23 protein-coding genes are annotated in these 24193 nt (G+C 66.6%); 12 read left to right on the top strand and 11 right to left on the bottom strand.

Going from position 1 to position 24193, the window contains the following annotated elements; all coding sequences use genetic code 11:
• Positions 1 to 567 (bottom strand): PilZ domain-containing protein (locus tag PHP91_RS00465; RefSeq protein WP_300135470.1); only part of this gene is annotated, 567 nt, incomplete at its 3' end.
• 317 nt (positions 568 to 884) lie between these two features.
• Here PHP91_RS00465 and corA point away from each other — a divergent pair.
• Positions 885 to 1934, top strand: a complete 1050-nt coding sequence (corA, locus tag PHP91_RS00460) for a magnesium/cobalt transporter CorA (RefSeq protein ID WP_300135468.1) — start codon at positions 885 to 887, stop codon at positions 1932 to 1934.
• Between the two features lie 74 nt (positions 1935 to 2008).
• Here corA and PHP91_RS00455 read toward each other — a convergent pair whose 3' ends face one another.
• The 5 genes from PHP91_RS00455 to PHP91_RS00435 all read right to left on the bottom strand — a co-directional run bounded on the left by PHP91_RS00455 (position 2009) and on the right by PHP91_RS00435 (position 10064).
• Complete coding sequence (locus PHP91_RS00455) at positions 2009 to 3067, bottom strand: HD domain-containing phosphohydrolase (protein ID WP_300135466.1); 1059 nt, start codon at positions 3065 to 3067, stop codon at positions 2009 to 2011.
• Positions 3067 to 5496, bottom strand: coding sequence for a PAS domain S-box protein (locus PHP91_RS00450; RefSeq protein ID WP_300135464.1), 2430 nt, complete (start codon positions 5494 to 5496; stop codon positions 3067 to 3069). Before PHP91_RS00450 ends, PHP91_RS00455 begins: the two co-directional genes overlap by 1 nt.
• 293 nt (positions 5497 to 5789) lie before the next feature.
• On the bottom strand, positions 5790 to 8000 hold the full coding sequence (locus PHP91_RS00445; protein ID WP_300135462.1) for a tetrathionate reductase family octaheme c-type cytochrome: 2211 nt from the start codon (positions 7998 to 8000) through the stop codon (positions 5790 to 5792).
• Positions 7997 to 9160 carry an NrfD/PsrC family molybdoenzyme membrane anchor subunit gene (nrfD, locus tag PHP91_RS00440; protein ID WP_300135460.1) on the bottom strand — a complete coding sequence of 388 codons (1164 nt, stop codon included), beginning with the start codon at positions 9158 to 9160 and terminating at the stop codon, positions 7997 to 7999. The genes PHP91_RS00445 and nrfD overlap by 4 nt, the downstream gene beginning before the upstream one ends.
• A complete protein-coding gene (locus PHP91_RS00435; protein WP_300135458.1) occupies positions 9150 to 10064 on the bottom strand; it encodes a 4Fe-4S dicluster domain-containing protein in 915 nt (304 codons plus the stop codon). Before PHP91_RS00435 ends, nrfD begins: the two co-directional genes overlap by 11 nt.
• 111 nt (positions 10065 to 10175) lie before the next feature.
• Here PHP91_RS00435 and PHP91_RS00430 point away from each other — a divergent pair, with 111 nt between their 5' ends.
• Positions 10176 to 10847 (top strand): Crp/Fnr family transcriptional regulator, encoded by a 672-nt coding sequence (locus tag PHP91_RS00430; RefSeq protein WP_300135456.1) that lies wholly within the window; start codon positions 10176 to 10178, stop codon positions 10845 to 10847.
• Positions 10848 to 10893: 46 nt separating this feature from the next.
• On the opposite strand, the gene PHP91_RS00425 is transcribed toward PHP91_RS00430, so the two are convergent.
• Positions 10894 to 11553 (bottom strand): Crp/Fnr family transcriptional regulator, encoded by a 660-nt coding sequence (locus tag PHP91_RS00425; RefSeq protein WP_300135454.1) that lies wholly within the window; start codon positions 11551 to 11553, stop codon positions 10894 to 10896.
• A gap of 101 nt (positions 11554 to 11654) precedes the next feature.
• On the opposite strand from PHP91_RS00425, the gene PHP91_RS00420 reads away from it, so the two are divergent.
• Both PHP91_RS00420 and PHP91_RS00415 read left to right on the top strand, forming a co-directional pair.
• Positions 11655 to 11876, top strand: coding sequence for a hypothetical protein (locus PHP91_RS00420; RefSeq protein ID WP_300135452.1), 222 nt, complete (start codon positions 11655 to 11657; stop codon positions 11874 to 11876).
• Between the two features lie 21 nt (positions 11877 to 11897).
• Positions 11898 to 12881, top strand: coding sequence for a bile acid:sodium symporter (locus PHP91_RS00415; protein WP_300135451.1), 984 nt, complete (start codon positions 11898 to 11900; stop codon positions 12879 to 12881).
• Positions 12882 to 12957: 76 nt separating this feature from the next.
• Here the strand turns inward: PHP91_RS00415 and PHP91_RS00410 are convergent, their stop codons facing one another.
• Entirely contained in the window at positions 12958 to 13548 is a 591-nt protein-coding gene (locus PHP91_RS00410) for a LysE family transporter (protein WP_300135449.1), read from the bottom strand.
• Positions 13549 to 13673: 125 nt separating this feature from the next.
• On the opposite strand from PHP91_RS00410, the gene PHP91_RS00405 reads away from it, so the two are divergent.
• The 8 genes from PHP91_RS00405 (at position 13674) to PHP91_RS00370 (ending at position 21933) form a co-directional block, all read left to right on the top strand.
• Positions 13674 to 15038: a PLP-dependent aminotransferase family protein gene (locus tag PHP91_RS00405; protein ID WP_300135447.1), complete on the top strand. Its 1365-nt coding sequence runs from the start codon at positions 13674 to 13676 to the stop codon at positions 15036 to 15038.
• A 66-nt stretch (positions 15039 to 15104) separates the two neighbouring features.
• Positions 15105 to 16211 carry a PLP-dependent aminotransferase family protein gene (locus tag PHP91_RS00400; protein WP_300135446.1) on the top strand — a complete coding sequence of 369 codons (1107 nt, stop codon included), beginning with the start codon at positions 15105 to 15107 and terminating at the stop codon, positions 16209 to 16211.
• A 140-nt stretch (positions 16212 to 16351) separates the two neighbouring features.
• Positions 16352 to 16831, top strand: a complete 480-nt coding sequence (ilvN, locus tag PHP91_RS00395; protein ID WP_300135444.1) for an acetolactate synthase small subunit — start codon at positions 16352 to 16354, stop codon at positions 16829 to 16831.
• Between the two features lies 1 nt (position 16832).
• Complete coding sequence (locus PHP91_RS00390) at positions 16833 to 17771, top strand: phosphate acyltransferase (protein WP_300135442.1); 939 nt, start codon at positions 16833 to 16835, stop codon at positions 17769 to 17771.
• The gene (buk, locus tag PHP91_RS00385; RefSeq protein ID WP_300135440.1) at positions 17768 to 18868 is read left to right on the top strand and encodes a butyrate kinase; all 1101 of its coding nucleotides are present in this window, start codon (positions 17768 to 17770) and stop codon (positions 18866 to 18868) included. The genes PHP91_RS00390 and buk overlap by 4 nt, the downstream gene beginning before the upstream one ends.
• A gap of 123 nt (positions 18869 to 18991) precedes the next feature.
• Complete coding sequence (locus PHP91_RS00380) at positions 18992 to 19870, top strand: protein-glutamate O-methyltransferase CheR (RefSeq protein WP_300135438.1); 879 nt, start codon at positions 18992 to 18994, stop codon at positions 19868 to 19870.
• 108 nt (positions 19871 to 19978) lie between these two features.
• Positions 19979 to 21157 carry an HDOD domain-containing protein gene (locus PHP91_RS00375; protein WP_300135436.1) on the top strand — a complete coding sequence of 393 codons (1179 nt, stop codon included), beginning with the start codon at positions 19979 to 19981 and terminating at the stop codon, positions 21155 to 21157.
• 65 nt (positions 21158 to 21222) lie between these two features.
• Positions 21223 to 21933 (top strand): hypothetical protein, encoded by a 711-nt coding sequence (locus tag PHP91_RS00370; RefSeq protein ID WP_300135434.1) that lies wholly within the window; start codon positions 21223 to 21225, stop codon positions 21931 to 21933.
• A gap of 162 nt (positions 21934 to 22095) precedes the next feature.
• Here PHP91_RS00370 and PHP91_RS00365 read toward each other — a convergent pair whose 3' ends face one another.
• The 3 genes from PHP91_RS00365 to PHP91_RS00355 all read right to left on the bottom strand — a co-directional run bounded on the left by PHP91_RS00365 (position 22096) and on the right by PHP91_RS00355 (position 23966).
• The gene (locus tag PHP91_RS00365) at positions 22096 to 23067 is read right to left on the bottom strand and encodes a bile acid:sodium symporter (RefSeq protein ID WP_300135432.1); all 972 of its coding nucleotides are present in this window, start codon (positions 23065 to 23067) and stop codon (positions 22096 to 22098) included.
• A 194-nt stretch (positions 23068 to 23261) separates the two neighbouring features.
• Complete coding sequence (locus PHP91_RS00360; RefSeq protein WP_300135430.1) at positions 23262 to 23600, bottom strand: P-II family nitrogen regulator; 339 nt, start codon at positions 23598 to 23600, stop codon at positions 23262 to 23264.
• Between the two features lie 9 nt (positions 23601 to 23609).
• Positions 23610 to 23966: a hypothetical protein gene (locus PHP91_RS00355; RefSeq protein WP_300135428.1), complete on the bottom strand. Its 357-nt coding sequence runs from the start codon at positions 23964 to 23966 to the stop codon at positions 23610 to 23612.
• Positions 23967 to 24193 lie beyond the last annotated feature (227 nt).

Below are 24193 nucleotides of genomic sequence, written 5' to 3'. Positions count from 1 at the left end.
GGCCACGTCCACCAGCCCGCCCGAGACCACGGCCCGCGTGCTCCGCGCCCTGGCGAAGTTGTTGAACAGGATGAACCCGAAGACCGAGAAGATGACGCAGCCGACCAGCAGGTAGATCAGGGCCCGGCCCAGAAAGGAGCACTTGAACTGGCGGCGCTCGCTCAGGCTCAGGGGCACGTCGGTCTCCACCGGCGTGGTGGAGGCCTCCACCCGGGCGATCATGCCGTCGATGTCGTCCAGCTTCCCCTCGATGCTCGCCTTGATGTAGGTGGAGAGCAGGGCCTTGCTTCGGTCCGGCAGAGAGTCGAAGGAAAAACCGACGCTCTCCTCGCCCTGGCGGCGCACCCGGGCCACGGCGTCAAAGGAGATTTCCATCTCCTGCAGGGGCAGGATGAAGGTGACCCGGCCGGACCACCCCTCCGGGATCATCCCCTTGGGAATGGCCGCCTTGAACCCCTGCATGGACCAGTCGAGCACGCCGAAGAGGCGGCCCTTGACGTTGACCTTGGCGGGCAGGGAGATGCGGGGCGACTTGCGTTGCGATTTTTCTTCGAGGCGTATGGGCATATGGTCAAAGAATACCGCAGGCAAAGGCGAAAGACAATGATTACCAGTGCCGTGTACCCCCTCGCGAAACAAGGGCTGGCGCTCGGCCAGGCTCACGCCCGACTCGGGCGGCCGGTCCACGGACCGGGGTGACGATGCCGCCCCGGCGGGTCACGGCCAGGGCCGGGGCGCTCTCCAGGCCTTGCGCATACAGGGGTTGGACAGCCGCTCGATCACGAGGTTCTCCGGCGCTTGCATGGACAGGGAGCCTGTCACCGGTGTAGGAAGGTGGCGATGGCGAACCTTTTTTTGCATCCGACACGACCGAGGAGGCGGGCATGTTCGACTTTCTGCGCTGGAACCTGCTGAAGCTGGACGCCGCCCCCGGCACCCTGATCTATGCGGGGGAGGCGCGCGACTTCGCGCCCTCCATCACCCACTGCGCCTACGACGCGAAGTCGCTGGACGAGCACCGGGAGACAAGCGCAGGGTTCGCGCCCGATCCCGCCCGCATGAACCTGCTGGTGGTCACCGGCGTGCACCAGCCGGAGCTCATCAAGGAACTGGCCGCCAACCTGGACCTGCCGCTCCTCTACACCGAGGACGTGCTCAACACCGGCCAGCGCCCCACCCTGGCCTGGGCCGACCAGCACACCGGGTTCGTGGTCATGCGCCACCTGATGGTTGTGGACGGCCAGGTGGTCAACGAGCAGGTCTCCATGCTCTGGCGCGAGGGGCTGGTGGCGGTCTTCCTGGAGCGGGAGAGCGGGCTGCTGGACGGCGTGCTCGAACGCATCCGCCAGGGACGGGGCCGCATCCGCAAGGCCGACGCCACCTACCTGATGGCCGCCGTCCTGGACGCCCTCGTGGACAGCCACACCCTGGCCCTGGCCGCCATCGGTGATCTGGCCCAGGACCTGGAGAACCGGCTGACCGCAACCCTCTCCGACGCGCTCCTGGGCGAGCTCTACGAGCTCAAGCGCGAGACCATCCTGGCCCGCAACGCCCTGATGCCCGAACGCGACATCTTCAAGGGGCTGCTGCGCGACGACGCCGAGGTGCCGGACGACGTCCTGCCCTACATCCAGGACACGGCGGGCCACCACGAGCAGACCCTGGAGGGCGTGGTCTCCCTGCACGACATCCTCAAGTCCATGATCGACTACCAGATCTCGCTCATCGGCATCCGGACCAACAAGGTCATGCAACTGCTCACCGTGACAGCCACCATCTTCATTCCCCTGACCTTCATCGCCGGGGTCTACGGCATGAACTTCCGGCACATGCCCGAGCTTGGCTGGCGCTACGGCTACCACGCCGTCCTGGGCCTGATGCTCGCGGTGGGCGTGGGCATGTTGTTGTATTTCAAGCGCAAGAAGTATCTGTAATACGCGCCGTATGCAAAAAAAGACGCCCCCGGCCGCCGGCGGCCGGGGGCGTCCGTTCGTCCGGGACAGGGAAATCAGTCCGAGTACTGGCTCCGGATCGCCAGGATCTCGTCCAGGCGCTTCAGGAACACGTCGTAGACGGCGGGGTCGAAATGGGTGCCCCGGCCCTCGGCCATGATGCCCAGGGACTTCTCCACGGAGAAGGCCTCCTTGTACGGCCGCTTGCTGGTCAGGGCGTCGAAGACGTCGGCCACGGCGCAAATGCGGCCCGCCAGGGGAATGTCCTCCCCGCTAAGGCCCGAGGGATAGCCGGTGCCGTCCCACTTCTCGTGGTGGCACAGGGCGATGATCGCGCCCATGTTCACGTAGTCGGAGTCGCCCGCGCCCAGGATTTCCGCGCCGATCTCGGTGTGGGTCTTCATGATCTCCCACTCGTCCGGGTCGAGCTTGCCGGGCTTGAGCAGGATGTGGTCCGGGATGCCGATCTTGCCGAGATCGTGCATGGGGCTGCTCTTGAGGAGGAGCTCCACCTCGTCATCGTCCAGCCCGAGGCCCTGGGCGATGACCGCACAGTAATTGCTCATGCGCTGGATGTGCGCCCCGGTCTCCTCGTCCTTGTACTCGGCCGCGGCGGCCAGGTAGACGATGGTGTCCTGGTGGGACTTCTTCATCCGCTTGAGGGCCAGGCGCAGCTCCTGGGTCCGCTGCTCCACCATCTGGTTCAGCTCGGACTCGAAGCGCAGGATTTCGTCCTGCTTGGCCTTGAGCCGGAGCATGGAGCCGACGCGCACCTGGAGCTCCAGGGCGTCCACGGGCTTGGTGATGAAGTCGTTGGCCCCGGCCTCCACGGCCCGCAGGCGGTCGTTTTTCTCGGAAAGGGTAGTGACCATTATCACGGGGATGTTCTGGGTCTCGGCGTTTCGCCGGATGGCCCGGACGAACTCGAAGCCGTCCATCTCGGGCATCATCACGTCCGAGAGGACCAGGTCGATGGTCCGGTCGAGCATCTCAAGGGCGAGGACCGCGTTCTCCGCGCTGATAACCTCGTGGCCCATGAGGTTCAGGTGGCGCTTCAGCAGCAGGAGGTTATACGGCTCGTCGTCGACAATCAGTATCTTGGCTGGATCGCTCATCATTTCTCCGGACCGACGCAACTGTCGCTGGGGATGACGACGTGGAGGACCGTGGCGTTCTCCGCGTCCGATGTCTCCATGCGCACGGAGTAGCCCATGGCGTCGGCCAGCATCTTGGCGGAATAGGTTCCCAGGCCGGTGCCCGACTTCTTGCCGTAGGTCTTGTATTTCTGGAAGAAGCTCTTGCGGATGGGAGGGGGCACCACGCCGGTGTTGCGGATGGATATATGACATCCGTCGGCGCAGTCAACCTTGACGGAGATGTCCCCGCCCGGAGGCGAGGCCTCGATGGCGTTGGAGAGCAGGTTGGAGAGCAGGGAGTAGATCAGGCTGTCCTCGGACTGGATCCAGTAGGTCTGGTCCTCGCGCACGGGTTCGCCGTCAAAGGTCACGATCAGCCGCTGCCGCTTGGCGCTGAGCTTGGACTGGAACTCCACCATCAGCTCCAGCAGGCAGGCGGCCAGGTCCACCCTGCGGGGATAGTATTCGTACTGGCCGGTCTCCATCTTGAAGAAGTCCAGGGAGAGGTCGATCAGGCGCAGCATCTTCCGGGCCGCGCGGGTGATGGCCCGGGTAAGCTCCAACTGGTCCTCGGTCAGGTTGCCCTCCATCTCGATGAGGACGGGGAAGCCGATGATGGCGTTGAGCGGCGTCTTGAGGTCGTGGCGCATGATCCGGTCCACGTCCCCCTTGAGCTGCTCCAGCTCCTTCTTCTCGGTGATGTCGTTCTGCACGCCGACATAGTGGGTGATCTCGCCGTGCCGGTCGTAGACCGGCGAGATGCGGGCGGCCATCCAGAACCGGGTGCCGTCCTTGCGCCGGTTGAGGATCTCGCCGGACCAGGACATGCCCCCGGCGATGGTCTTCCACAGCTCCGCGTAGAAGACGGGCTCATGCAGCCCGGACTTGAGGATGCGCGGGTTACGGCCCACGGCGTCCTCGTAGGAATAGCCCGTGAGCTGGGTGAAGCTCGGATTGACGTAGATGATGTCGCCGTCCTTGTCGGTGACGATGACCGACGAGGAGGCGTTCTTGATGGCCTTGGACAGGACGAGCAGCTCCTGCTCGCGCTTGCGGCGCTGGGTCACGTCCTCGGTCACGGCCACGAAATGGGTGGGGTTGCCCTCGGCGTCGAGCAGCGGCGAGATGGACGCCCGCTCCCAGTACTCGGACCCGTCCTTGCGCCGGTTGCAGATCTCGCCGCGCCAGATCTTGCCCCGCAGCAGCCGCTGCCACATGCCCCGGTAGAAATTGACGCCGTGCCTGCCGGACTTGAGAATCCGGGGATTCCTGCCCAGCACCTCGCCGCGCAGGTAGCCGGTGAGGTTGGAGAAATACGGGTTCACGTACTCGATCGCGCCGTTCACGTCCGTAATCATGATGGAGATGGAGGCGCGCTCGATGGCGTTGGAGAGCTTGGCCAACTCGCGGGTCCGCTCCTCCACCTGGGCCTCCAGCTCTTCGGAGTGGCGCCGGACCCGCTGATGCAGCCGGGCGTTGGCCAGTCCCGTGGCCACCACAGAGGCCACCGAGCAGAGGAAGGATTCGCTCTCGGCGTATTCCCGGTCCTCGCGGGAGCCGACGCCGATGACCCCAAGGACCTCCTCGCCCGCCACCAGGGGAATGGCCGCGTGGGAGCGGATGCCGGCCTCGCGCCACTCGCTGCGCAGGTAGCTGCGGTCCGCGTCCCGCTCGCGCGAGAAGACCGGGGAGCGGGTCTTGACGGCCAGGCCGCAAAGGCTCTCCCCCAGGTCGGACCGCATCTCGTGGAATGCCGGGGCCAGCGGGATGCTGGAGCGCAACCCCATGTTGACGATGGACTCGCCCTCCAGGGTGAAGAGCTGCACCAGGTCGCACTCGACGATGCGCCGGAGGTTGTCCAGGGCCGCGTCCACCGTGGCCTCCATGGAGAGGCTCGCGGCAACGGCCCGGCCGAGGTGGTTCAGGACCGTGAGCTCCTCGTTCCTGGTCCGCAGCCGCTCGGACAGGAGCACCTGCTCGTGGATGTCCACGTGCGTGCCGACCAGCCTGACGGGCTTTTCCTCGGCGTCGCGCTCGACGATGCGGCCCCGGGAGAGTATCCAGCGCCATTCGCCCTTGCCGTCGCGCACGCGGTACTTGATATTGAACGGTTCGCCGCGTTCCAGATGGGCGCGCACCATGTCCAGGGCACGCTCCAGGTCGTCCGGGTGGATCAGGGATTTCCAGGCCTCGGCGCGGGGTTCGAATTCCTCCGGGGCGTGACCGATCATGGTGAAATTGCGCGGGGAATAACGGGCTTCGTCGGTGCGGACATCCCATTCCCACACCCCGTCGTTGGAGGCCTCGATGGCGAGTTCGTACCGGCCGTCGCACTCGCCGACGCGTTCCCGGTACATCTCGAGCTCGCTGACCAGTTCCTCCCTGGACATACTTTGCAAAGATTTCATCTTTCCCGCCTGAATCCTAATCGTGCAGGAGCCTTGGTCCGAAAGCTCCCCCCGGCGAAATGCCTCCGTGCCGGGCCTCAATTCGTCCTTGGCCGATCTTCCCCCCAATGACCTTCCGCGCAGGCGCACTTCGCTCACTACGTCTCCACGATCGTGATACCTGCTCATATAAGCAACTGCACTATCTGGTCTTCACTGTCAACAATCCTATTTTCACATTAATTCCGCCGAACACGCAAAACCGCCCCCGGACGGGCGTCCGGGGGCGGCGGTTTGCGCATGTGGAGAGGCGGTCAGCGGGAGGACGCCTCGCCGCGAAGGGGCAGGACCTTGAACCGGCCGCCCCGGACGACGGGATCGCCCTCATAGCCGAGCTTCTTGAAGTCGAGGTAGTCCGTGACGCCGATCAGCTCGTCCACGTCGCGGCCCATGACCTTGAGCAGCCCGAAGTCCGCGCCCTGTTCGGCCAGGACCCGGAACTTGGCGTCGCGCCCGTCCTGATGGCAGCGGTCGCAGGTCCGGTCGCCCTTCAGGCTCTCGTGGCACTGCGCGCAGGAGAGCGCGTGCTCCCTGGGCATGACCTCGTGCTCGATGCGCCAGTACATGTGCGTGGCCACCCACATGTACTCTCCGCTATACGGCAGCTTCGCCTTTTCCATCCCCTCCTTGAAGGCCGCCTGCCAGTCCAGGTTCTTCCAGTAGGCGGACTTGTCGTCCTTGCCGTAGGGGAAGAGGTGCGGCACCAGCAGATAGCGGTACTTGGCGTCCGCGGGCTGGATGCCGGCCATGATCTTGAACGGCGTGATCTTGGAGTGCGGGTCGCGGATGGAGCCCACGGGCTCGGTGATGTTGGTCACCACCATGGCCGCCTTCTGCCCGGGCGTGAGCTTCTCGCCGGGCAGGAAGCCCTTGGCCTCGGGGTTGATGGGATCGCCCAGCAGGCGGCGCTCCATGAACCCGTTGTACCAGGCGTAGGAGGGCTTGGCCGCCTCCTTCCAGCGGAAGTCGCCCTTCATCCAGTTGTAGTCGGGCTTGCCGTATTTGTCCTTGTGGACCTGGCGCTGCTTGTCGCCCGCCGTGGACCAGTCCCACCACGTCTTGGTGGCGGCGCACTTGGAGTAGATGGGCGAGTGGCAGGTGTTGCAGGCCACGGTGGCGCAGTGCTTGTTCAGGTGGGGATCAAGCAGGGGGTTGTCGTGATGCGGCTTCGAGGTATGGCAGTCCTCGCAGGAGCGGGACCCCTCGGCCACGGGCACGGAGGTGGACCGGCCCGATATCTTGTGGTTGCGGGTCTTGTGGCATTCCACGCACTGGAAGTCGTAGCCGCCCATGTGCACGTCGCAGTTGCGGTCCGGCCAGTTGAGTTGCGCGCTCATGTCCGCATGCTTGACCGCGTCGCCGCCGCCGCCGCTGAAGTGGCACACGCCGCAGGTCTTGCGGCTCGTGGGCCCCACGTTTTGCGCCACGTAGACCATGTCCACCCCGGGATCGGGCATGCCCGCCTTGGGCGGGGCCTTCCTGTAGCTGCCCGTGGAGTCGTGGCAGACCAGGCAGTCCATGTTCTCGGTCCTGGTGAAGTCGAAGGTGTCGTCCTTCCACCCGTATCCCGCGTGGCAGGAGGTGCAGCGCGACAGGTTGCTGATGGCCGAAAGGCAGAAGTTGTTCAGCGTGGTCGTGCCCTTGCCGGACATGACGCTCCTGCGGTGCTCCACGGTGAACGGCGACGGGCCGCGCCACAGCCAGTGGGCCGAGGTCAGCATGTCCTGGCCCGCGTCCTCGTGGCAGCGCAGGCATTCCTTCGTCACCTGCTGCGGGGTGGGGTTGTCCGGCAGCTTGACCAGGTCCTTGTGGTCCACGGGCATCTTGCCGTGGCAGCCCTCGCAGCTCACCGGGCCCTTCTTCATCCGCTCGTGGCAGTTCATGCACTGGAGGTGGTAGGCCGCCTTGAGGCCCACGCGCCCCTGCTCCCGCTCGGCGAACGCCTCCTGATGGCAAGCGCGGCAGGCCACGGTCTCCGAGGCCTCGGGATCGGCCGGGCGGTAGTGGTGGCAGGCCGCGCAGTCGCCGTCCAGCACGGCCGCGTGCTTGGCGTGCATGAAGCGCACGGGCCCGTACTTGGACCCGAAGGTGTCCACCATCGGGCTGTCCAGCAGCAGGTAGCCGTGCTTGAGGTCCTTGAGCCCGACGCCCAGGTTCCGCAGCCGCTGCTGCCGAAGCGGCAGGTCCTCCCGCAGCACGTCCTTGACGTAGGGGTATTGCTTGCGCGCCAGTTCCATGGCCTTGACCTGGTCCGGCGCGGTCCAGCCCTCGGGCATGGGGATCAGGTCCTTGCGCGACTTCTCCACGGGCTTGTCCGCAGCCTTCGCCGCCGGAGCGGAAGCCGAGGCGGTCTGGGCCGGAGCCGTGGTTGCCGGAGCCGGCGTCGTGGCGGCCGGGGCCAGCACGGCCAGGCCAAGGACCACAACGGCCGCAAACGCGAGCCATCCCAGCGTATTGCTCTTCATCGGGACACCTCCTCACGTTGGGCGGAAAGGACCGGGAACCACGTCACCGCGACCCGGTACAGGAAGAAGATGGTCGCCACGGCGCCCACGGTGACCAGGATTTCGCCGATGGCCGGATAGTACGGCTCGGTGGCGTAAGGCGCCTTGAACGAGACCACGAACACGTTGAACCGGTTGAGCAGCACGCCCGACACGATCAGCAGCGAGGCCGTGAACAACAACCGCCGCGACGCGCGCACCGCCCTGAAGAGCAGCATGCACCACGGCAGGGCCACGCCCAGCCCGACCTCGGTCAGGAAACTGTTTGACTGGGCCGAGCCGTCCAGCAGCGTCCGCCACGCGTCGCGATAGACCAGGTCGCCGACCTTGATGGCCATGTACACGCCCAGCAGCAGGATCGTGATCCGGGAGAGCGGGGCCAGCACGTTCATCTCGGACTCCAGCTTCAGCGAGCTGGTGGCGATGGTCGTCTCCACGATGACCATGGGATAACCGACCGCGAAGGCCGAGGTCAGGAACAGCAGCGGCAAAAGCTGCGTGTACCACAGCGGCGACATCTTGGTGGGCGCGATGACCAGCAGCGTGCCCAGGCTCGACTGGTGCATGCAGGAGAGCACCACCCCGAGGATGATGAAGAACCACATGGTTTTGTCCAGCATCCGGTTCAAAATGGCCAGGGGCGCGAAACGGCTCCCCCATCGCTCGGCCAGCACCGGGATGAACTCGATCCACAGCACCGTCACGTAGGTCATGACGCACATGGCCACCTCGAACAGCGCGGAATTGTGGTTCTGGTAGACCACCGGCTTCCAGATGGCCCAGGACCGGCCGATGTCGAAACACACGGCCAGGGCCACAAAGGTGTAGCCCAGCGCCGCCGAGAGCAGCGCGGGCCGGGTCACGGCCTCGTAATAGCGGCGGCCCATGATGTGGGCCAGAAACGCCGTGGTGAACCCGCCCGCGGCCAGGGCGACGCCCGAGGCCACGTCCAGGCCGATCCAGATGCCCCACGGATAATGGTTGTTCAGGTTGGTCACCGCGCCGAGCCCGAAGGTGTAGCGGAAAACCAGGGTCACGAACATGGCGAACATCAGCGCCGCCATGACCAGCGTGCCGGGCGTCCAGAAGGGACGCGCCACGGGATACGGCTTATGACTCATGTCCGCCCTCCTCGCCTTCCCCGCCCTTGCGGGAGGTGACGCGCATGACCGCCCCCAGGGCCCCGAACAGGACCAGCGGCGACCACAAATAGCTGAACAGCGAATGCTGGATCGTCTCCGTGGCCTTCGGCATGGGCGCCTCGGGCAACGTCTGGAACCCCGCGCGCTCAAACGGCACGCCGGATACGTACATCCAGCTCGTGCCGCCCACCTCGCGCTCGCCGTACACATGATCCACATACCGCGACGGGTTGCCCCCGATCCGCTCGTGCGCCTGCTTCACCAGCTCCGAACGCCTGCCGAAGGTGATCGCCTCCACCGGACAGATGGACGCGCACCCGGGCTTGCCGCCCTCCTTCTCGATGCGCTCGAAACAGAACGTGCACTTGCGCACCCTCGGCGTGATCGGGTCGTGATACTCGTAAGCCGGGATCTCGAACGGACACGCGGCCATGCAATACCGGCAGCCGATGCACTTGTTCACGTCGTAATGCACCGCCCCGTTCGCCTTCTTGGTCAACGCCCCGGTGATGCAGGCCGACGCGCACGCCGGGTCCTGGCAGTGCATGCACTGCACCTTCACATAGACCGGCACCGGTCTGTCGCGGTCATCCATCTTGCCGGGATAATAGCGGTTCACCACAGTGAACGCCTTGTCGTCCGGCCGACGCTTGCCGTCCAGAACCGTCAGGTCGTCAAACCTCGCCTCCGGCTCGGGCAAATGATTCACCTCGTTGCAGGCCTGCTCGCACTTGCGGCACCCCACGCAACGGGTCATATCCACCAGGCACCCGTAGGGATCGGGCGGAGCCTTGGATTCCCAGGCCTCCGCATTCCCCGGCGCGACCGCGGCCGCCCCCGCAGCCCCCAGCGCACCCAAAAAAGTTCGGCGTGATACTGTCATTTTTCCTCCTCCTGAATTATCAGGCGCTTACATGCCATTTTCGCATCAAGCCTAAAAGAAAAACGAAAACGCCGCATTGATGGCCGTCAATTTTTGTGAAACTTCTTGCCCATGGACAACTTCAAATTGCTGCGCCAGATCCCCCTCTTCGCCGACCTCGACGACGACGCCGTGCGCGCCCTGGCCGTGCGCGCCCGCATCCGCGCCTTCGAAACCGATCAACGCATCGTCAACCAGTCCGATTCCATCCAGGCCTTCTACATCATCCTCTCCGGCCGCGTGAAAATCTTCCGCTCCAACTCCGAAGGCAAGGAACAAATCCTCTACCTCATCGAGGCCGGACAACCCTTCTGCTTCTGCACGGCCTTCACCGACAAGCCCTACCCCGTCAGCGTCACCGCCCTGGAGGAGAGCATCGTCGCCGATATCCCGGCCCCGGCCATGGAAGACCTCGCCCAACAACACCCCCTGCTCATGCTCAAGATCATGCAGACCCTCGCCGGACGACTCCTCGAAGCCATGAACCTCGTGGAATCCCTCTCCCTGCGCTGCATCCCCCAACGCGTCGCTTCCTTCCTCCTGCACGAGGAACACGCCGCCCCCTCCCCACCCGGCCAACCCTTCACCCTCTCCATCTCCCACCGCGAAATGGCCAAAATCCTCGGCACTACACCCGAAACCCTCTCCCGTACCCTCCAAAAACTCAAAAAAGACCGCCTCCTCGAATCCTCCGGCCGCACCATCCGCATCCTCGACCGCGACGGAATGCTGCGCGTGGATTAGGCGGGGCGCGGGAGGCATTCTTCCTTCCTTCCCCCCTTCTTCCGCCTCAATAGGCGGCCAGCCCCTTTTCATCGAGGATGCGCACCATGTTGCCATCGACTTCGAGGACGCCGTCTTCGTTCATTTTGCGCAGGGCCCGGGACAGGGCTTCGGGAGTGACGCCGATGATCTTGGCGAGCTCGCGGTGGGAGATGTCGAGGGTGACGGTGCCGCCCGTGTGTCGGCCGAGGAAGTAGGCGGCCAGTCGGGAGGGGATCTGCTTGAGGGAGAGGGAGTCGATCATGTCCATGGCTTCTTTGAGGCGTCGGGCCATGACGCGCATCATGTTGAGCAGGATGGAGGGGTCTTCGCGGACCATGGATTCGAACTGTGCGGGGTGGACGAAGAGGATCTGGCTGTCTTCGAGGGCGGAGAGGTTGGCGGGCAGCCGGCCGTCGGAGAAGGAGGAGCAGAGGCAGAAGGGTTCGCCGGGGCCGAAGACGAAGATGGTCTGTTCCCTGCCTTCTTCGGAGACCTTGAAGAGTTTGACCTTTCCGGAGAGGAGGACGTGCAGTCCTCGGGCGGCGTGATCTTCGGAGAAGAAAAGGGCCTTTTTGGCGATGCGGGTGACGGTGGCGTGTTCGGCCAGCCGGTCGAGCTGTGCCGGATTCAGGGAGGCGAAAAGGGGGAAGTCGCGGATTGCGTCCCGCAGGGTGGTCTTGTCCATGCCGTCTCGCTTGTTTTGAAAAAACGGGGCCCTGTTGATCGAGATCAATGCGGGCCGTGACGTTTGGGGCCAGAGTGGGGTCGAATCAAAGGAGGTACGCCATGTCGAGCGTCAACGTACACTGCCCGTATTGTTCCACTGGTCAGGCCGTGGATACCCACGGCGACTTCCGGCCCTTTTACGTCAATTGCGCGGATTGTTCCAGGCGGTTCATCGTCGAGCCGGTGGAAAGCGGGGTGGTCGTGTATCGCGACGGGGAAGCGCCCTGCTGTTCCGACCCGGAGTGCCGCGCCACCGAGATGGGCGCGTCGGGCAACGAGTAGCCGCGTCCGGGGAGGAATGCCATGAACATTTTGCGAAAAATATCGTCCAACCTGATTGTCGCCATCCCGGTGATGATGGCGGCGGGCTTTGCCTATGGATTCCTGGCGAACGCGGCATGGCTCAAGCATCTGATCGTGCCGTTCACCTTTCTGATGGTGTATCCGATGATGGTGACGCTCAAGGTGCGCAAGGTTTTCGAGGGCGGGGACGGCAAGGCCCAGGTCCTGACGCAGCTCATCAACTTCGGGGTGATCCCGTTTTTGGCGCTGGGGGCGGGCATGGCGTTCTTTGCGGACCGGCCGTACATGGCGCTGGGGCTGTTGCTGGCCGGGCTGGTGCCCACCAGCGGCATGACCATCTCGTGGACCGGGTTCGCCAGGGGCAACATGTCGGCGGCGGTGAAGATGACGGTCATCGGCCTGGTCATCGGCTCGCTGGCCACGCCGTTTTACGTCAAGGCGCTCTTGGGCGCGACCATCGAGATCAACCTGGCGGCGGTGTTCAGGCAGATTCTGTTCATCGTCTTTTTGCCCATGGCGCTGGGCTACGCGACCCAGCGGCTGCTGGTGAGGAAGTACGGGCAGGCGGATTTCCAGAAATACATCGGGCCCCGGTTCCCGCCGCTCTCGACGTTGGGCGTGCTGGGCATCGTTTTCGTGGCCCTGGCGCTCAAGGCCCGGACCATCGCGGCCGCACCCGAGGTGCTGCTGGACATCCTGGTTCCGCTGCTGTTGCTCTACGGCATGAACTACCTGCTCAGCACGGTGACGGGCAGGCTGCTCCTGCCGCGCGGCGACGCCATCGCCCTGGTCTACGGCTCGGTGATGCGCAACCTGTCCATCGCCCTGGCCATCGCCATCAACGCCTTTGGCGCGCACGGGTCCGACGCGGCCCTGGTCATCGCCATGGCCTACATCGTCCAGGTCCAGTCGGCGGCCTGGTACGTGCGTTTCACGCCCCGTATCTTCGGCCCGGAGCGGGAGGCCGAACCGGCCGGGGCATGAGCCCGCCGTTTTTCCCTGCCGATCAACAACATCCTCACCCCCTGAAAAGCCTCCGCCCGGCGGGGGCTTTTCCCTTCTACAGGAACAGCGCACAGGCCGTGGCCCCGACCATGGACGCGGCCAGGACGCCGGTCACGGCCCGGCTCGCCCGGGACGAGGAAAAGGCGCGCGTCAGCGACGCCCCGGCCAGGCCCCACAGGCTGTGGGCCGAGACCTGGAAGAAGAGAAAGGTCAGCACGAACACGGCCACGCGCACGGAAAAGGGCCAGCCCGCGCCCGCCAACTGGCTGAACCCGACCACGGACATGGCCCAGCTCTTGGGATTGGTCGGGTGCAGCAACGCCCCGTGGACGAAGGTCAGCCGGTCCGCGCTCCCGGCCGGGCCCACGCGCATGGTCACGATCTTCCAGGCCAGGTAGAGGATATAGGCCATGCCCGCCGCGCGCAGCCCCCAGGCCGCCTGGGGCGAGGCCAGGAGCAGCCCGCCCAGCCCGAACCCCACCAGCAGGTTCAGCGACACCGCGCCCACCGTGGTCCCGGCCAGAAACGGCAGCGCCGCCCGGAACCCCCGGCTCTGGCCGATGGCCATCATGGACAGGTTCCCCGCGCCAGGCGTCCCGGTCATGACGATGACAAACAACACGAAGGCCACATACCCGTCCGGCATCTTCCCGCCCTCCCTCTTCGCTGCCCGGCCAGCGCCGCCGGGGCCGATCCCCGGCCCGCGCCGGGACCCGTCATCCCAGCCGTGTACGGTTGACATTGTGTGGCGTCAATGAAAGTATTGTTTGCATGACAATGTATGTGCCGACCTTGGGTGGGGGCGACCGGCCGCTCTACCTGGCCCTGGCCGACGCCATCGAACGCGACGTGGCCTCGGGCGCGCTGCCGCCCGGCGCGCGGCTGCCCACCCACCGCGAACTGGCCGACGGCCTGGGGCTCAACGTCTCCACCGTGACGCGCGGCTACCGCGAGGCCGAGAAGCGCGGCCTGGTCTCGGCCACCGTGGGGCGCGGCACCTTCGTGGCGTCGGACGCCACCGCCGCCACGGCCATGGTCGCCTTCGAGCCCGCCGCGCCGGGCACCATCGACATGGGCCTGGCCTCGCCGCTCCACCACCTGGACCCGGACCTGGCCGGCGGGTTCCGCCGCATCGCCCGGCGCAAGTCGCCCGAGTCGCTCCTGCGCTACACCGACCCGCGCGGCCTGCCCGAACACCGCGAGGCCGGGGCCGCCTGGGCCGCCCGATACGGCGTGAAGACCAACGCCGCCAACGTCGTGGTCTGCGCCGGGTCCCAGCACGCCCTGACCTGCTGCCTGACCGGCCTCTTCCGCCCCGGCGACCGCATCGCGGCCGACGCCCTGACCTACCCCGGCATCAAGACCCTGGCCTCCATGCTCGGCATCCGCCTGGCGCCCATCGCCATGGACGACCAGGGCATGCTGCCCGACAGCCTGGACGCCGCCTGCCGCCGCGACCCCATCAAGGGCGTCTACCTCATGCCCGGCGTGCAAAACCCCACAACGCTGACCATGCCCCCCGCCCGGCGCGAGGCCGTGGCCGGCCTGGCCCGCAAGCACGACCTCATCCTCATCGAGGACGACGCCTACGCCCTGACCGCGCCAGAACGCCTGCCTCCCGTGGCCTCCCTGGCCCCGGAACGCACCGCCTTCGTGGCCGGGCTCTCCAAATCCGTGGCCGCCGGACTGCGCATCGCCTTCCTCGCCGCGCCCCGCCCCTTCCTCAAGCCCCTGGCCCAAAGCGTGCTCAACACCATCTGGATGGCCCCGCCCCTCAGCGCCGAGCTCGCCGCCGCCTGGATCAACGACCGGACCGCCGACCAGATCATCGAAACCAAACGCGCCGAGGCCGCCCGGCGCTACATGCTCGCCTGCAACGCCTTTGAGAACCTGCGCTTCCGGGGCAAGAGCGGCTCCTTCTTCCTCTGGCTCGACCTGCCCGAACCCTGGACCGGCCAGGCCTTCGAAAACCGCGCCCGCCAACGCGGCGTCAACACCTTCGGGGCCCAGAAATTCGCCGTGGGCGAGACCCCGCCCCCCCGGGCCGCCCGCATCTCGCTCACCGGCGAAAACGACCTCGAACGCTTCAAGACCGGCCTCGCCATCCTCGCCGACATCCTGCGCGAAACCCCCTGACCGGCCGCCCTCCTCTTTCCCCTTCCCGCGCCTTGACATCGCGCGACGCCGATGAAACGGTTGTCCATGGAAAACGAAAAGCCAGCTTCCCCCGACGGCGGCAATGTGGAACTCGGCAGCGTCTCGCCACTGCCCCACCTGGACCCGGATCCGACCACGGCCTTCGCCCGCATCGCCGAACGCGGCAACGCCGCCGGGCTGCTCCGTTGCGCTGACCCGCGCGGCCTGCCCGAACACCGCCGGGCCGGCGCCGAATGGGCCGCCCGCTTCCTGCTCGACGCCAAACCCGGCGAGGTCGTCATCTGCGCCGGGGCCCAACACGCCCTGGCCTGCTGCCTGGCCGCCCTCTCCCAACCCGGCCACCGCATCGCCGTCGACCCGCTGACATATCCCGGCCTCATCGCCCTGGCCGCCACCTTCGGCCTGCACCTCATCCCCGTGCCCATGGACGACCAGGGAATGCTCCCCGACCGGCTCGACGCCCTGTGCCGCAACCATACCATCCACGGCCTCTACCTCATGCCCGGCGCGCACAACCCCACCGGCGTCCGCATGCCGCCCGGCCGACGCGAAGCCCTGGCCAGCCTGGCCCGCAAGCACGACCTCCTCGTCATCGAGGACGACGCATACGCCCTGACCGACCCGGACCGCACCCCGCCCGTGGCCGCCCTCGCCCGCGAACGCGCCTTCTTCATCGCCGGACTCTCCAAAACCCTCGCCCCCGGCCTGCGCATCGCCTACCTCGTCACCCCGCCGCACCAGAGCAAAACCCTCGGCCGGTCCGTGGAGAACTCCCTGCGCATGACCCCGCCCCTCACCGCCGAGATCGCCGCCGCCTGGATCATGGACCATACCGCCGACCAGGTCCTCCAGGCCAAACTCGCCGAAACCGCCCGGCGAAACGACCTCGCCCGCGACACCCTCGGGCTCCTCCCCGCCCGCTACCGCCCGCACCAGTTCTTCCTCTGGCTGCCCCTGCCCGACCCCTGGACCGCCCGCTCCTTCGAACAGGCCGCCCGCGAACGCGGCGTCAACCTCCTCGGCGCGCACCACTTCGCCCCCAACCCCGACGCCGCACCGGCCGCCATCCGACTCTCCCTCACCGCCGAAACCAACCCCGACCGACTCAAAACCGGTCTGGAAACCGTGGCCGGACTGCTGCGCGGAGAATAGCGCGGGAGATGCCTCCGGCGGAGCCATTCTTCTCCCCGTCATGTTCCCGCATCGTCCGCCATTCTCCCGCCGCTTGCCCGGTGGGGGGGCTTGGGCTATGGGAGGGAGAGTCGGAAAGCAACGTCAACGAGGAGCGAGTCTTGAAGCGCACGTTATCGGCCTTGTGCAAGAACAAGCCGGGCGTCTTGGCCCGGATGGCGCAGGAGTGTGGCAGGTATGACGCGAACATCTTGTCATTGGCGGCCGGGGAGACGGAGAATCCCGAGGTTTCGCGCATCGTGCTGCGAGTGGACGGCGACGATGCGGCCATTGACGAGGTCGGGCGGTATCTGGACGGGTTGGAGGAGGTCATCCAACTGGACGACTTGTCGCGCAAGGACTTTGTGGACCGCGAGCTGGTGCTGGTCAAGGTGGTCATGACGGCGGAGAGCACGGGCCAGTTGATGCAGGTTTTCGAGGTGTTCCGGGCCAACGTCGTGGGCATGGGCCAGGAGACGATCACGGTGGAGATGGCGGGCGACCAGGAGCGCGTGGAGGGACTGATCCAGATGCTCAAGCCGTACGGGATCAAGTCGATGTGCCGGTCGGGCATGATCGCGCTCAAGCGCGGGGACGAATAGGGTGTCCGGCTTCGAGCCCATCGAGAATCTGGAAGGGCTGGTCCGGGCGGCGCTTGCTGGCGTGGACCGGCCGCCGAGGGTGGCCATCGCCCGCTCGGCGGAAGGACACGTGTTGCGGGCGGGGGTGCAGGCCTTTGAGCGCGGCATGGCCGAGCCTGTGCTGATCGGCGACCAGGAGGGCACGGCGCGGGTGGCGGCCGGGTGCGGACTGGATATTTCGCGTTTCAGGGCCGTGGAGATGCCGGACGACCAGGGGGCGGTGGCCGAGGCGGTCCGGCTGTTCCGCGAGGGCGAGGTCCGGTTCATCATGAAGGGCATGGTGTCCACGGCCACGTTGCTCAAGGCGGTGCTGAACAAGGAGACGGGTGTGCCGCACCCGTCGCGGGTTCTCAGCCTGGTGGCGGCGTTCGAGTCGCCGGTGGACGGACGCCTGATGCTGATGACGGACGCCGGGGTGAACATCCGGCCCACGCTGCAGCGCAAGGCGGACATCCTGCGCAACGTGCTGGACGTGGCCCGGGCGCTGGGCATGGAGCGGCCGAGGGTGGCGGTTCTGGCGGCCACGGAAAAGATCAATTATCCGGCCATGCCTTCCACGCTGGACGCGGACATCCTGACCAAGATGGCCCGCAAGGGAGAGTTCGGCGAGGCGGACATCCAGGGGCCGTTGTCGCTGGACCTGGCGATGTCGCCCCAGGTTGCGGCCAGCAAGCGGTGCGGCGGGCCGGTGGCCGGGCGGGCGGACATCCTGCTCACCCCGGACATCGAGTCCGGCAACATTCTGTACAAGTCGCTGTCCACGTTGTGCGGCTGCGTCATGGCCTCGGTGGTGGTGGGCAGCCAGGCCCCGGTGGTGGTGCCCTCGCGCGGGGACTCGGACGCGAGCAAATTTCACTCCATAGCCCTGGCCAGCCTGCTGGCCCAAAGGACCGGCGCATGAACGTACTGGTGATCAATCCCGGCTCCACCTCGACCAAGACCGCGGTCTATGACGAGCGCGGCGCGGTGACCTCTCGCGAGTTCCGGCACGAGCGGGCGGACCTGTCCGCGTTCCCCTCGGTCATGGCCCAGGCGGACTTCCGGCTGAACCTGCTGCGCGAAATCCTGGCGGACTACCCGGCCGACAAGGGCGGCCTGGCGGGCGTGGCCGGGCGCGGCGGGCTGCTGCATCCCCTGCCGGGCGGCGTTTACGAAGTGTCGGACGACATGATCGACGATTTGCAGGCGTCCCGGTATGGCGAGCACCCGTGCAACCTGGGCGCGGTGCTGGCCCGGCGGGTGGCGGCGGAGTATGGCGTGGGCGCGTACATCGTGGACCCCGTCATCACGGACGAGCTGGACGACGTGGTGCGCATGACCGGGATACCGGGATTGCAGCGGCGCAGCATCTTCCACGCTCTGAGCCACCGGGGCGCGGCGCGCACGGCGGCGGCCCGGCTCGGGGTGGAGTACGAGGACGCGGATTTCATCGTCTGCCACATGGGCGGCGGCATTTCCATCGGCGCCCACCGGCACGGGCGGGTGGTGGACGTGGTCAACGCCCTGGACGGAGAGGGGCCGTTCTCGCCCGAGCGCACGGGCGGCGTGCCACTGGCGCCGCTGCTCGACATGCTGGAGCGCGGCGAGCGCACCCCGGCGGAGCTCAGGGAGATCATCCAGCGCAGGGGCGGCATGTACGCCCACCTGGGCACCAACGACCTGCGCGAGGTGCTGCGCCGCATGGAGGCGGGCGACGACAGGGCCGAGGCGGTGTTCAAGGCCATGACCTATTCGGTGGCCAAGTACATGGCCTCGCTGGTCCCGGCCCTGGCGGACGGGCGCGGCCGGGTGGACCTGGCGGGCGTGGTCCTGACCGGCGGGCTGGTCCGCAGCGGCCGTCTGGTGGCCGAGGTCTCGCGAATGACGCGCTACCTCGGGCCCATCGAGGTGGTGGAGGGCGACGAGGAGATGGCCACCCTGGCGAACGGGGTGCTGCGCGTGCTCTCGGGCCGGGAGTCGGCCCGGACCTATCGGCGGGAGGGCCGCCCCCCGGTTTAGGGCCGGCCGTTTTCCATAATAATAATTGAAATCAACAAGAAATCTGCGTAAATTGCATAATCGCCGGAACGGTTGTCCGGCCGTCGCCCCTCGGGGCAGATCGAGAGCCAAGGAAGAAACCACGTGGGATCGCTGTTTTCGGACTCCATCACCCTGCGCAAGAGCATCGGCATTTCGGATGACGAGTTCGTTCAACTGCGGGATTTCATCTATGACAAGACCGGCATCTTCGTTGACGGGAAGCGCAAGTACCTGTTCGAGAGCCGACTGACCAAGCGGCTCACCGCCCTCGGGCTGCCCAGTTTCTCCGACTACATCAAGTTCCTGAAGTTCGACCCGCGCCGGGCCGCCGAGCTGAACAAGCTCTACGAACTGGTCACCACCAACGAAACCAGCCTGTTCCGGGACCTCAAGCAGTTGGAGGCCTTCCAGAACAACGTCCTGAAGGAAAAGCTCGAGGAGCAGCGGGCCGCCGGGCGACGGGAGCTCAACATCTGGTCCGCGGGCTGTTCGTCGGGCGAGGAGCCCTACACCCTGTCCATCCTCCTGCACGAGACCCTGCGCATGGAGCTGGCGCGCTGGCGGATCACCATCACGGCCGTGGACCTCTCCCCGGCCATGATCGCGAGAGCCAAGGAGGGCGTCTACGGCGACTACGCCTTCAAGACCACGCCCGACGCCATGAAGTCCCGCTATTTCACCAAGGAGGGCGACGGCTGGAAGATCAAGCCCGCCGTGGCCCGGCTGGTCAACTTCCAGGAGATGAACCTCAACGATCCACTGGCCCTGAAGCGGGTGCCCCGCTCGCACATCGTCTTTTGCCGCAACGTCATCATCTATTTCGACCAGGAGATGAAGCGGCGGGTCGTCAGCGCCTTTTACGACAACCTGCTGCCCGGCGGCTACATGATGCTCGGGCACTCGGAGACGCTGCACAAGATTTCCAGTTCGTTCAAGCCGGTCTTCCATCCCGGAACCATCGCCTACAGGAAGGAGGGATAGGGAAGATGCGGAGGAGCGACGGACGAAACGGACGCGGACGCGAAGCCGCGGCCGAGCGCGGGGGGAACGGCCTTGGCTATTAAACGGTTGGATGAGCTTGCCGAAGGCATGGTCCTTGCGACGGACCTGAAGGGGCCGGACGGGCGGTTGCTGTTCAAGTCGGGCACGCCGCTTTCGAGCCGCCACGCGACCCTGCTGGCCCGCGTGGGCGTCGAGGAGGTTGACGTCCGCGAGGACACGGCCCTGACCGCCGAGCAACTGCGCGAGATCGAGGACTACGTCCGCGATTTCTTCCTCTACGCCAATCCGGACTTCGAGCCGACCATCGCGATGTTCCACATCGCCCTGGACCAGGTGGCCGAGGCCGTGGCCGAAGGCTGGGTCCTGCCCGACCTCTCCAGGCGGCGGGCCGTAAGCGTGGAGCACCTGGAGGACATCTTCCTCACCGGCATGGGCACGCCCGAAACCATCGTCAAGCACGAGTCCGAGCTGGCCAGCTTCCCGGACATCTATTTCCGCATCCGCGAGGTCCTGGCGGACGAGCGAGCCTCGGCCGACGCCATCGCCAGGGTCGTGGGCACGGACGTCAGCCTGGCCGCCAAGCTGCTCAAGCTGGTGAACAGCCCGTTCTACGGCTTCCCGCAGGAGATCGACTCCGTGAGCCGGGCCGTGGCCCTGGTCGGCCACCGCGAGCTCTCCACCCTGGCGCTCGGCATCTCGGCAATCAACTATTTCCGCGACATACCGCCCGAGCTGGTGGACATGCGCGGCTTCTGGCGGCACTCCATCACCTGCGGCGTCATCGCCAAGATCCTGGCCGAAACCCAGACCGGCCTCTCGTCCGAGCGCTTCTTCACCGCCGGGCTGCTGCACGACGTGGGCCGCCTCATCCTGTTCAAGAAGCTGCCCTACGCCAGCACCGAGGCCATGCTCTTCGCCCGGGAGAACGCCATCCCCCTGGTGGAGGCCGAGCGCGAGATCATGGGCTTCTGCCACACCGACATCAGCAAGCCCCTGCTCGCGTCCTGGAAGTTCCCGGAGACCCTGTCCAACATGGTCAACCACCACCACGACCCCATGACCTTCCCCAACCCGCTGGGGCCCTCCGTCATCCATGTGGCCGACACCCTGACCAACGTGGTGGAGCTTGCCCAGGGCGGCATGTACGCCGTGCCCCCCCTGGACGAGGCGGCCTGGGAACAGTTGGGGCTGGACCCCTCGATCCTGCGCGGCGTGGCCGAGTCCTGCCGGAAGCAGATCGAGGCCATCATGGAGGCCTTCTTCTGATTCCCCGGCGGCGGCCCTCCCCCCAGCGGCTCCTCCCGGCCCCGCTGGCGATCCTCCTGACGGCGTTGAGCCTTTTCGCCGCCGCCTCGGCCAGCGCCTTTTCCGTGGGAATATTCATCCTGGAGCCGCACGCCATGGTGGAGAACGGCCGGGTCACGGGCGCGGCGGTGGAATACCTGCGCGACCACATCGCCCCGGAGATGGGCGAGCCCGTCGAGTTCGTGGGCCCGCGGCCCTTCCCCCGCCTGCTCGAAGAATTCGAGGAGGGGCAATACGACGCCCTGCTCCTGATCTCCCGGTCCCCGGAGCGGGCCAGCCGCTTCGTCTACCCCAGGGACCCGTACGCCATGCTGGTCTCCGGCCTGCTGGTCCCGGCCGGAAGCCTGCCCGACCCCGTCACCTCCGCGACCCAACTGCGCGGCCTGCGCATCGGCTACACCGCCGCCATGCGCCCCGGCTTCATGCGCGACCCCTCCCTGACCTACGACCTGGTCAACGCGCCCTCGGCCACGCTCATCAATTTCCGAAAATACCGGGAGGGGCGCATCGACGCCGTGTTCAATCCGGACCGCAACGCCCTGCTCTACCGCCTGCACCGGACCAAGGGCCTCAAGCCGAGCGCCGTGGTCACCATCGCCGGGACCGGCGAGGGCATGTACACGGTCTTTCACCCCAAGCTGCCCCGCCGCTACGTGGAAAGCTACGAAAAGGCCCTGGACAAGGTGCGGCGGGAACTGCCCTACCAGACCCTGCTGCAGCGGTACATGAACCGCTAGGTCCGCAGCAGTCCGCAATGCGGAACTACCTGTATTCCGGGCTGTTGCGGTCGGCATACCGGGCAACCGCAAACAATCGCAAGTCCAACGTACGGCCTTTTTCCCGATAGGCGCGCCCTCCGCCGGCCCCGGCTCATTCGGGCGGCGTAAAGGGGCGGTCCTCTACCCGGCCGAATCCCCGACCATCATGCGCGAGACCACGATGGAGTCGAAGATGACCTGGCCGACGTAGAAGACCAGGATCGGGAATATGGCCAGCGGATGGTGGTGGGCGTAGGTCATGGACCACAGGGCCACGGACAGGGACATGGGCTTTTCCGAGATGACGAACAGGAAGGACCGGGCCGGGCCGTCCGCCATGCGCAGCGCCCGGCGGCCCACCAGCCAGGTCAGGCCGAGCATGGAGACGTGCAGCGTCAGGCAGGGCGCGATGACCTGCATCAGGTCGATGAGCCGCAGCTCGTGCAGCAGCGCCGCCTCGCGCGAGCAGGAGAAATAGACCAGGAGCGAGATGCAGAGCATGGGCGCATAGCGCGTCACCGGCCCGACGCGCTCCGGCAGCCTCGGGAAGAACCGCCGCAGCGCCTGCCCGCCCAGGGCCGGGAGGACCAGGTAGAGCAGCAGCTTCTGCATGACCAGGAAGCCGCTTACCGGCGTGCTCGACCCCATCCACAGGGCCAGGTCCGCCGGGATGGTGACGATGCCAACCAGGCTCATGGCGATGAGCAGGAGCATGGCCGTGAACGGGTCGCCCCCGGCGCTGGCCGCCATGGCCATGGACGCGGACGAGCCCGGCAGGCAGGCCAGGAGCAGGAATCCGATGCGCGCGTCCGACTCCACCCCGAAGGCCTGGGCCAGGAGGAACGCCGCCGCCGGGTAGAGCACCGCCGTAATCAGCGCCGCCCAGCCCAGCTCCTTGAAATACCTACGGAAGTTCTCCGCGCCCGCCAACGACATGTGCAGCCCCTCCACCAGGAAGATGGCCGCCACCAGCGGCGCGTTCACGTCGAAGGCCCCCAATGCGGCCGCCGGGACCGGGTGCTCCATGCTCAGCCAGATGGCGCAGAGAATCCCGAGGAGCAGGATGTTGCGGCGCACCATGTGCGTGAGGGCGAAGAGAACGCGTTCGGTCATGGCGTCAGGGGGTTGCGGACGCTCCCCTCATACACCGGATCGGGCGCGATGCAAACCGCGCCTATCGCCCGGGCAGCCGCACCGCCCTGTAGAACCCCGCCTCACGGAGTCGTCCTGGCCGGGACCCGCCAGTGCGGGAATGAGAGGGGGGAGCCGGGGAGGGGGAGGCCCCCTCCCCCGGCCTCCCGAGGCGCCTACAGGGCGTCGGGGCCGGATTCGCCGGTGCGGATGCGCACCACGTCGTCCACGGGAGAGATGAAGATCTTGCCGTCGCCGACCTGGCCGGTGCGGGCCGCCTCGGTCACGGCCGCGACCGCGTCGGCGACCAGCGCGTCGTCCAGGACGACCTCGATCTTGATCTTGGGCACGAAGTCCACGCGGTACTCCGCGCCGCGGTAGACCTCCTTGTGTCCGCCCTGGCGGCCGAAGCCGCGCACCTCGGTGACGGTCATGCCCTTGACGCCGAGGTCGGCGAAAACTTCCTTGATGTCTTCGAGCTTGAAGCCGCGGGTGACGATTTCAATCTTTTTCATGAGTTGCTCCTAGGCTTGGTAGGCGGTTTTGCCGTGTTCGCTGGTATCCACGCCTCGTTCCTCGTCCCGGTCGGCCATGCGCAGGGGCGAAATGGCGTTGACGGTTTTGAGGATAATCCAGGAAGGAACAAGAGTATAGCCTCCCGCCACTGCGATGCCCGTGAGCCGGGTGGGAAAAAGACGGGGTTTGCGGCCGTGGATGCCGACCATGTCCAGGGGCCGCCCCGGCCCAGGCGGTTCCCTGCCGGCCAGGCGGCGGGCGAGCCCGCGCACGGGGCCGATGGCCATGTCCGGCCCGAAGCACAGGGTGTAGCCGATGTAGATCCATTCAAGCGCAATGGGCGAAATCACGACGACGGACCGCATGATGGCGCCGAGCTCGCTCCCCCCTGCGCGCCATGCCCGCTGTCGATCATCCCCCCCTGCAACGGGCCTGGGCGCCGCACGCGCAGAGGCGATTTCGTCAGCCAGCGTATCCCGGATTGACCGGATGTGTTCAGAAAGGCCGTGAATCAACTGGGACGATATCGCCAATATGCGATATCACCCTTTGGGGAGGGAGGGGCGCTGGCTGGAAATGACGTGTTGTTGCA

It is taken from the genome of Pseudodesulfovibrio sp., assembly GCF_028692895.1.
In the GTDB taxonomy this organism is placed as follows: Bacteria; Desulfobacterota; Desulfovibrionia; order Desulfovibrionales; family Desulfovibrionaceae; genus Pseudodesulfovibrio.
This window is presented reverse-complemented; position numbering and strand designations above follow the sequence as displayed.

Bases quoted from the DNA above. Each gene is read 5' to 3' on its own strand.
- PHP91_RS00365 (WP_300135432.1), bottom strand. From the start codon at position 23,067: ATGACCGAACGCGTTCTCTTCGCCCTCACGCACATGGTGCGCCGCAAC.
- corA (WP_300135468.1), top strand. From the start codon at position 885: ATGTTCGACTTTCTGCGCTGGAACCTGCTGAAGCTGGACGCCGCCCCC.
- PHP91_RS00360 (WP_300135430.1), bottom strand. From the start codon at position 23,600: ATGAAAAAGATTGAAATCGTCACCCGCGGCTTCAAGCTCGAAGACATC.
- PHP91_RS00425 (WP_300135454.1), bottom strand. From the start codon at position 11,553: ATGGACAAGACCACCCTGCGGGACGCAATCCGCGACTTCCCCCTTTTC.
- PHP91_RS00450 (WP_300135464.1), bottom strand. From the start codon at position 5,496: ATGAAATCTTTGCAAAGTATGTCCAGGGAGGAACTGGTCAGCGAGCTC.
- PHP91_RS00455 (WP_300135466.1), bottom strand. From the start codon at position 3,067: ATGAGCGATCCAGCCAAGATACTGATTGTCGACGACGAGCCGTATAAC.
- PHP91_RS00435 (WP_300135458.1), bottom strand. From the start codon at position 10,064: ATGACAGTATCACGCCGAACTTTTTTGGGTGCGCTGGGGGCTGCGGGG.
- PHP91_RS00375 (WP_300135436.1), top strand. From the start codon at position 19,979: ATGGTCCTTGCGACGGACCTGAAGGGGCCGGACGGGCGGTTGCTGTTC.
- buk (WP_300135440.1), top strand. From the start codon at position 17,768: ATGAACGTACTGGTGATCAATCCCGGCTCCACCTCGACCAAGACCGCG.
- PHP91_RS00355 (WP_300135428.1), bottom strand. From the start codon at position 23,966: ATGCGGTCCGTCGTCGTGATTTCGCCCATTGCGCTTGAATGGATCTAC.
- PHP91_RS00445 (WP_300135462.1), bottom strand. From the start codon at position 8,000: ATGAAGAGCAATACGCTGGGATGGCTCGCGTTTGCGGCCGTTGTGGTC.
- PHP91_RS00420 (WP_300135452.1), top strand. From the start codon at position 11,655: ATGTCGAGCGTCAACGTACACTGCCCGTATTGTTCCACTGGTCAGGCC.
- PHP91_RS00405 (WP_300135447.1), top strand. From the start codon at position 13,674: ATGACAATGTATGTGCCGACCTTGGGTGGGGGCGACCGGCCGCTCTAC.
- PHP91_RS00410 (WP_300135449.1), bottom strand. From the start codon at position 13,548: ATGCCGGACGGGTATGTGGCCTTCGTGTTGTTTGTCATCGTCATGACC.
- PHP91_RS00430 (WP_300135456.1), top strand. From the start codon at position 10,176: ATGGACAACTTCAAATTGCTGCGCCAGATCCCCCTCTTCGCCGACCTC.
- nrfD (WP_300135460.1), bottom strand. From the start codon at position 9,160: ATGAGTCATAAGCCGTATCCCGTGGCGCGTCCCTTCTGGACGCCCGGC.
- PHP91_RS00400 (WP_300135446.1), top strand. From the start codon at position 15,105: ATGGAAAACGAAAAGCCAGCTTCCCCCGACGGCGGCAATGTGGAACTC.
- PHP91_RS00415 (WP_300135451.1), top strand. From the start codon at position 11,898: ATGAACATTTTGCGAAAAATATCGTCCAACCTGATTGTCGCCATCCCG.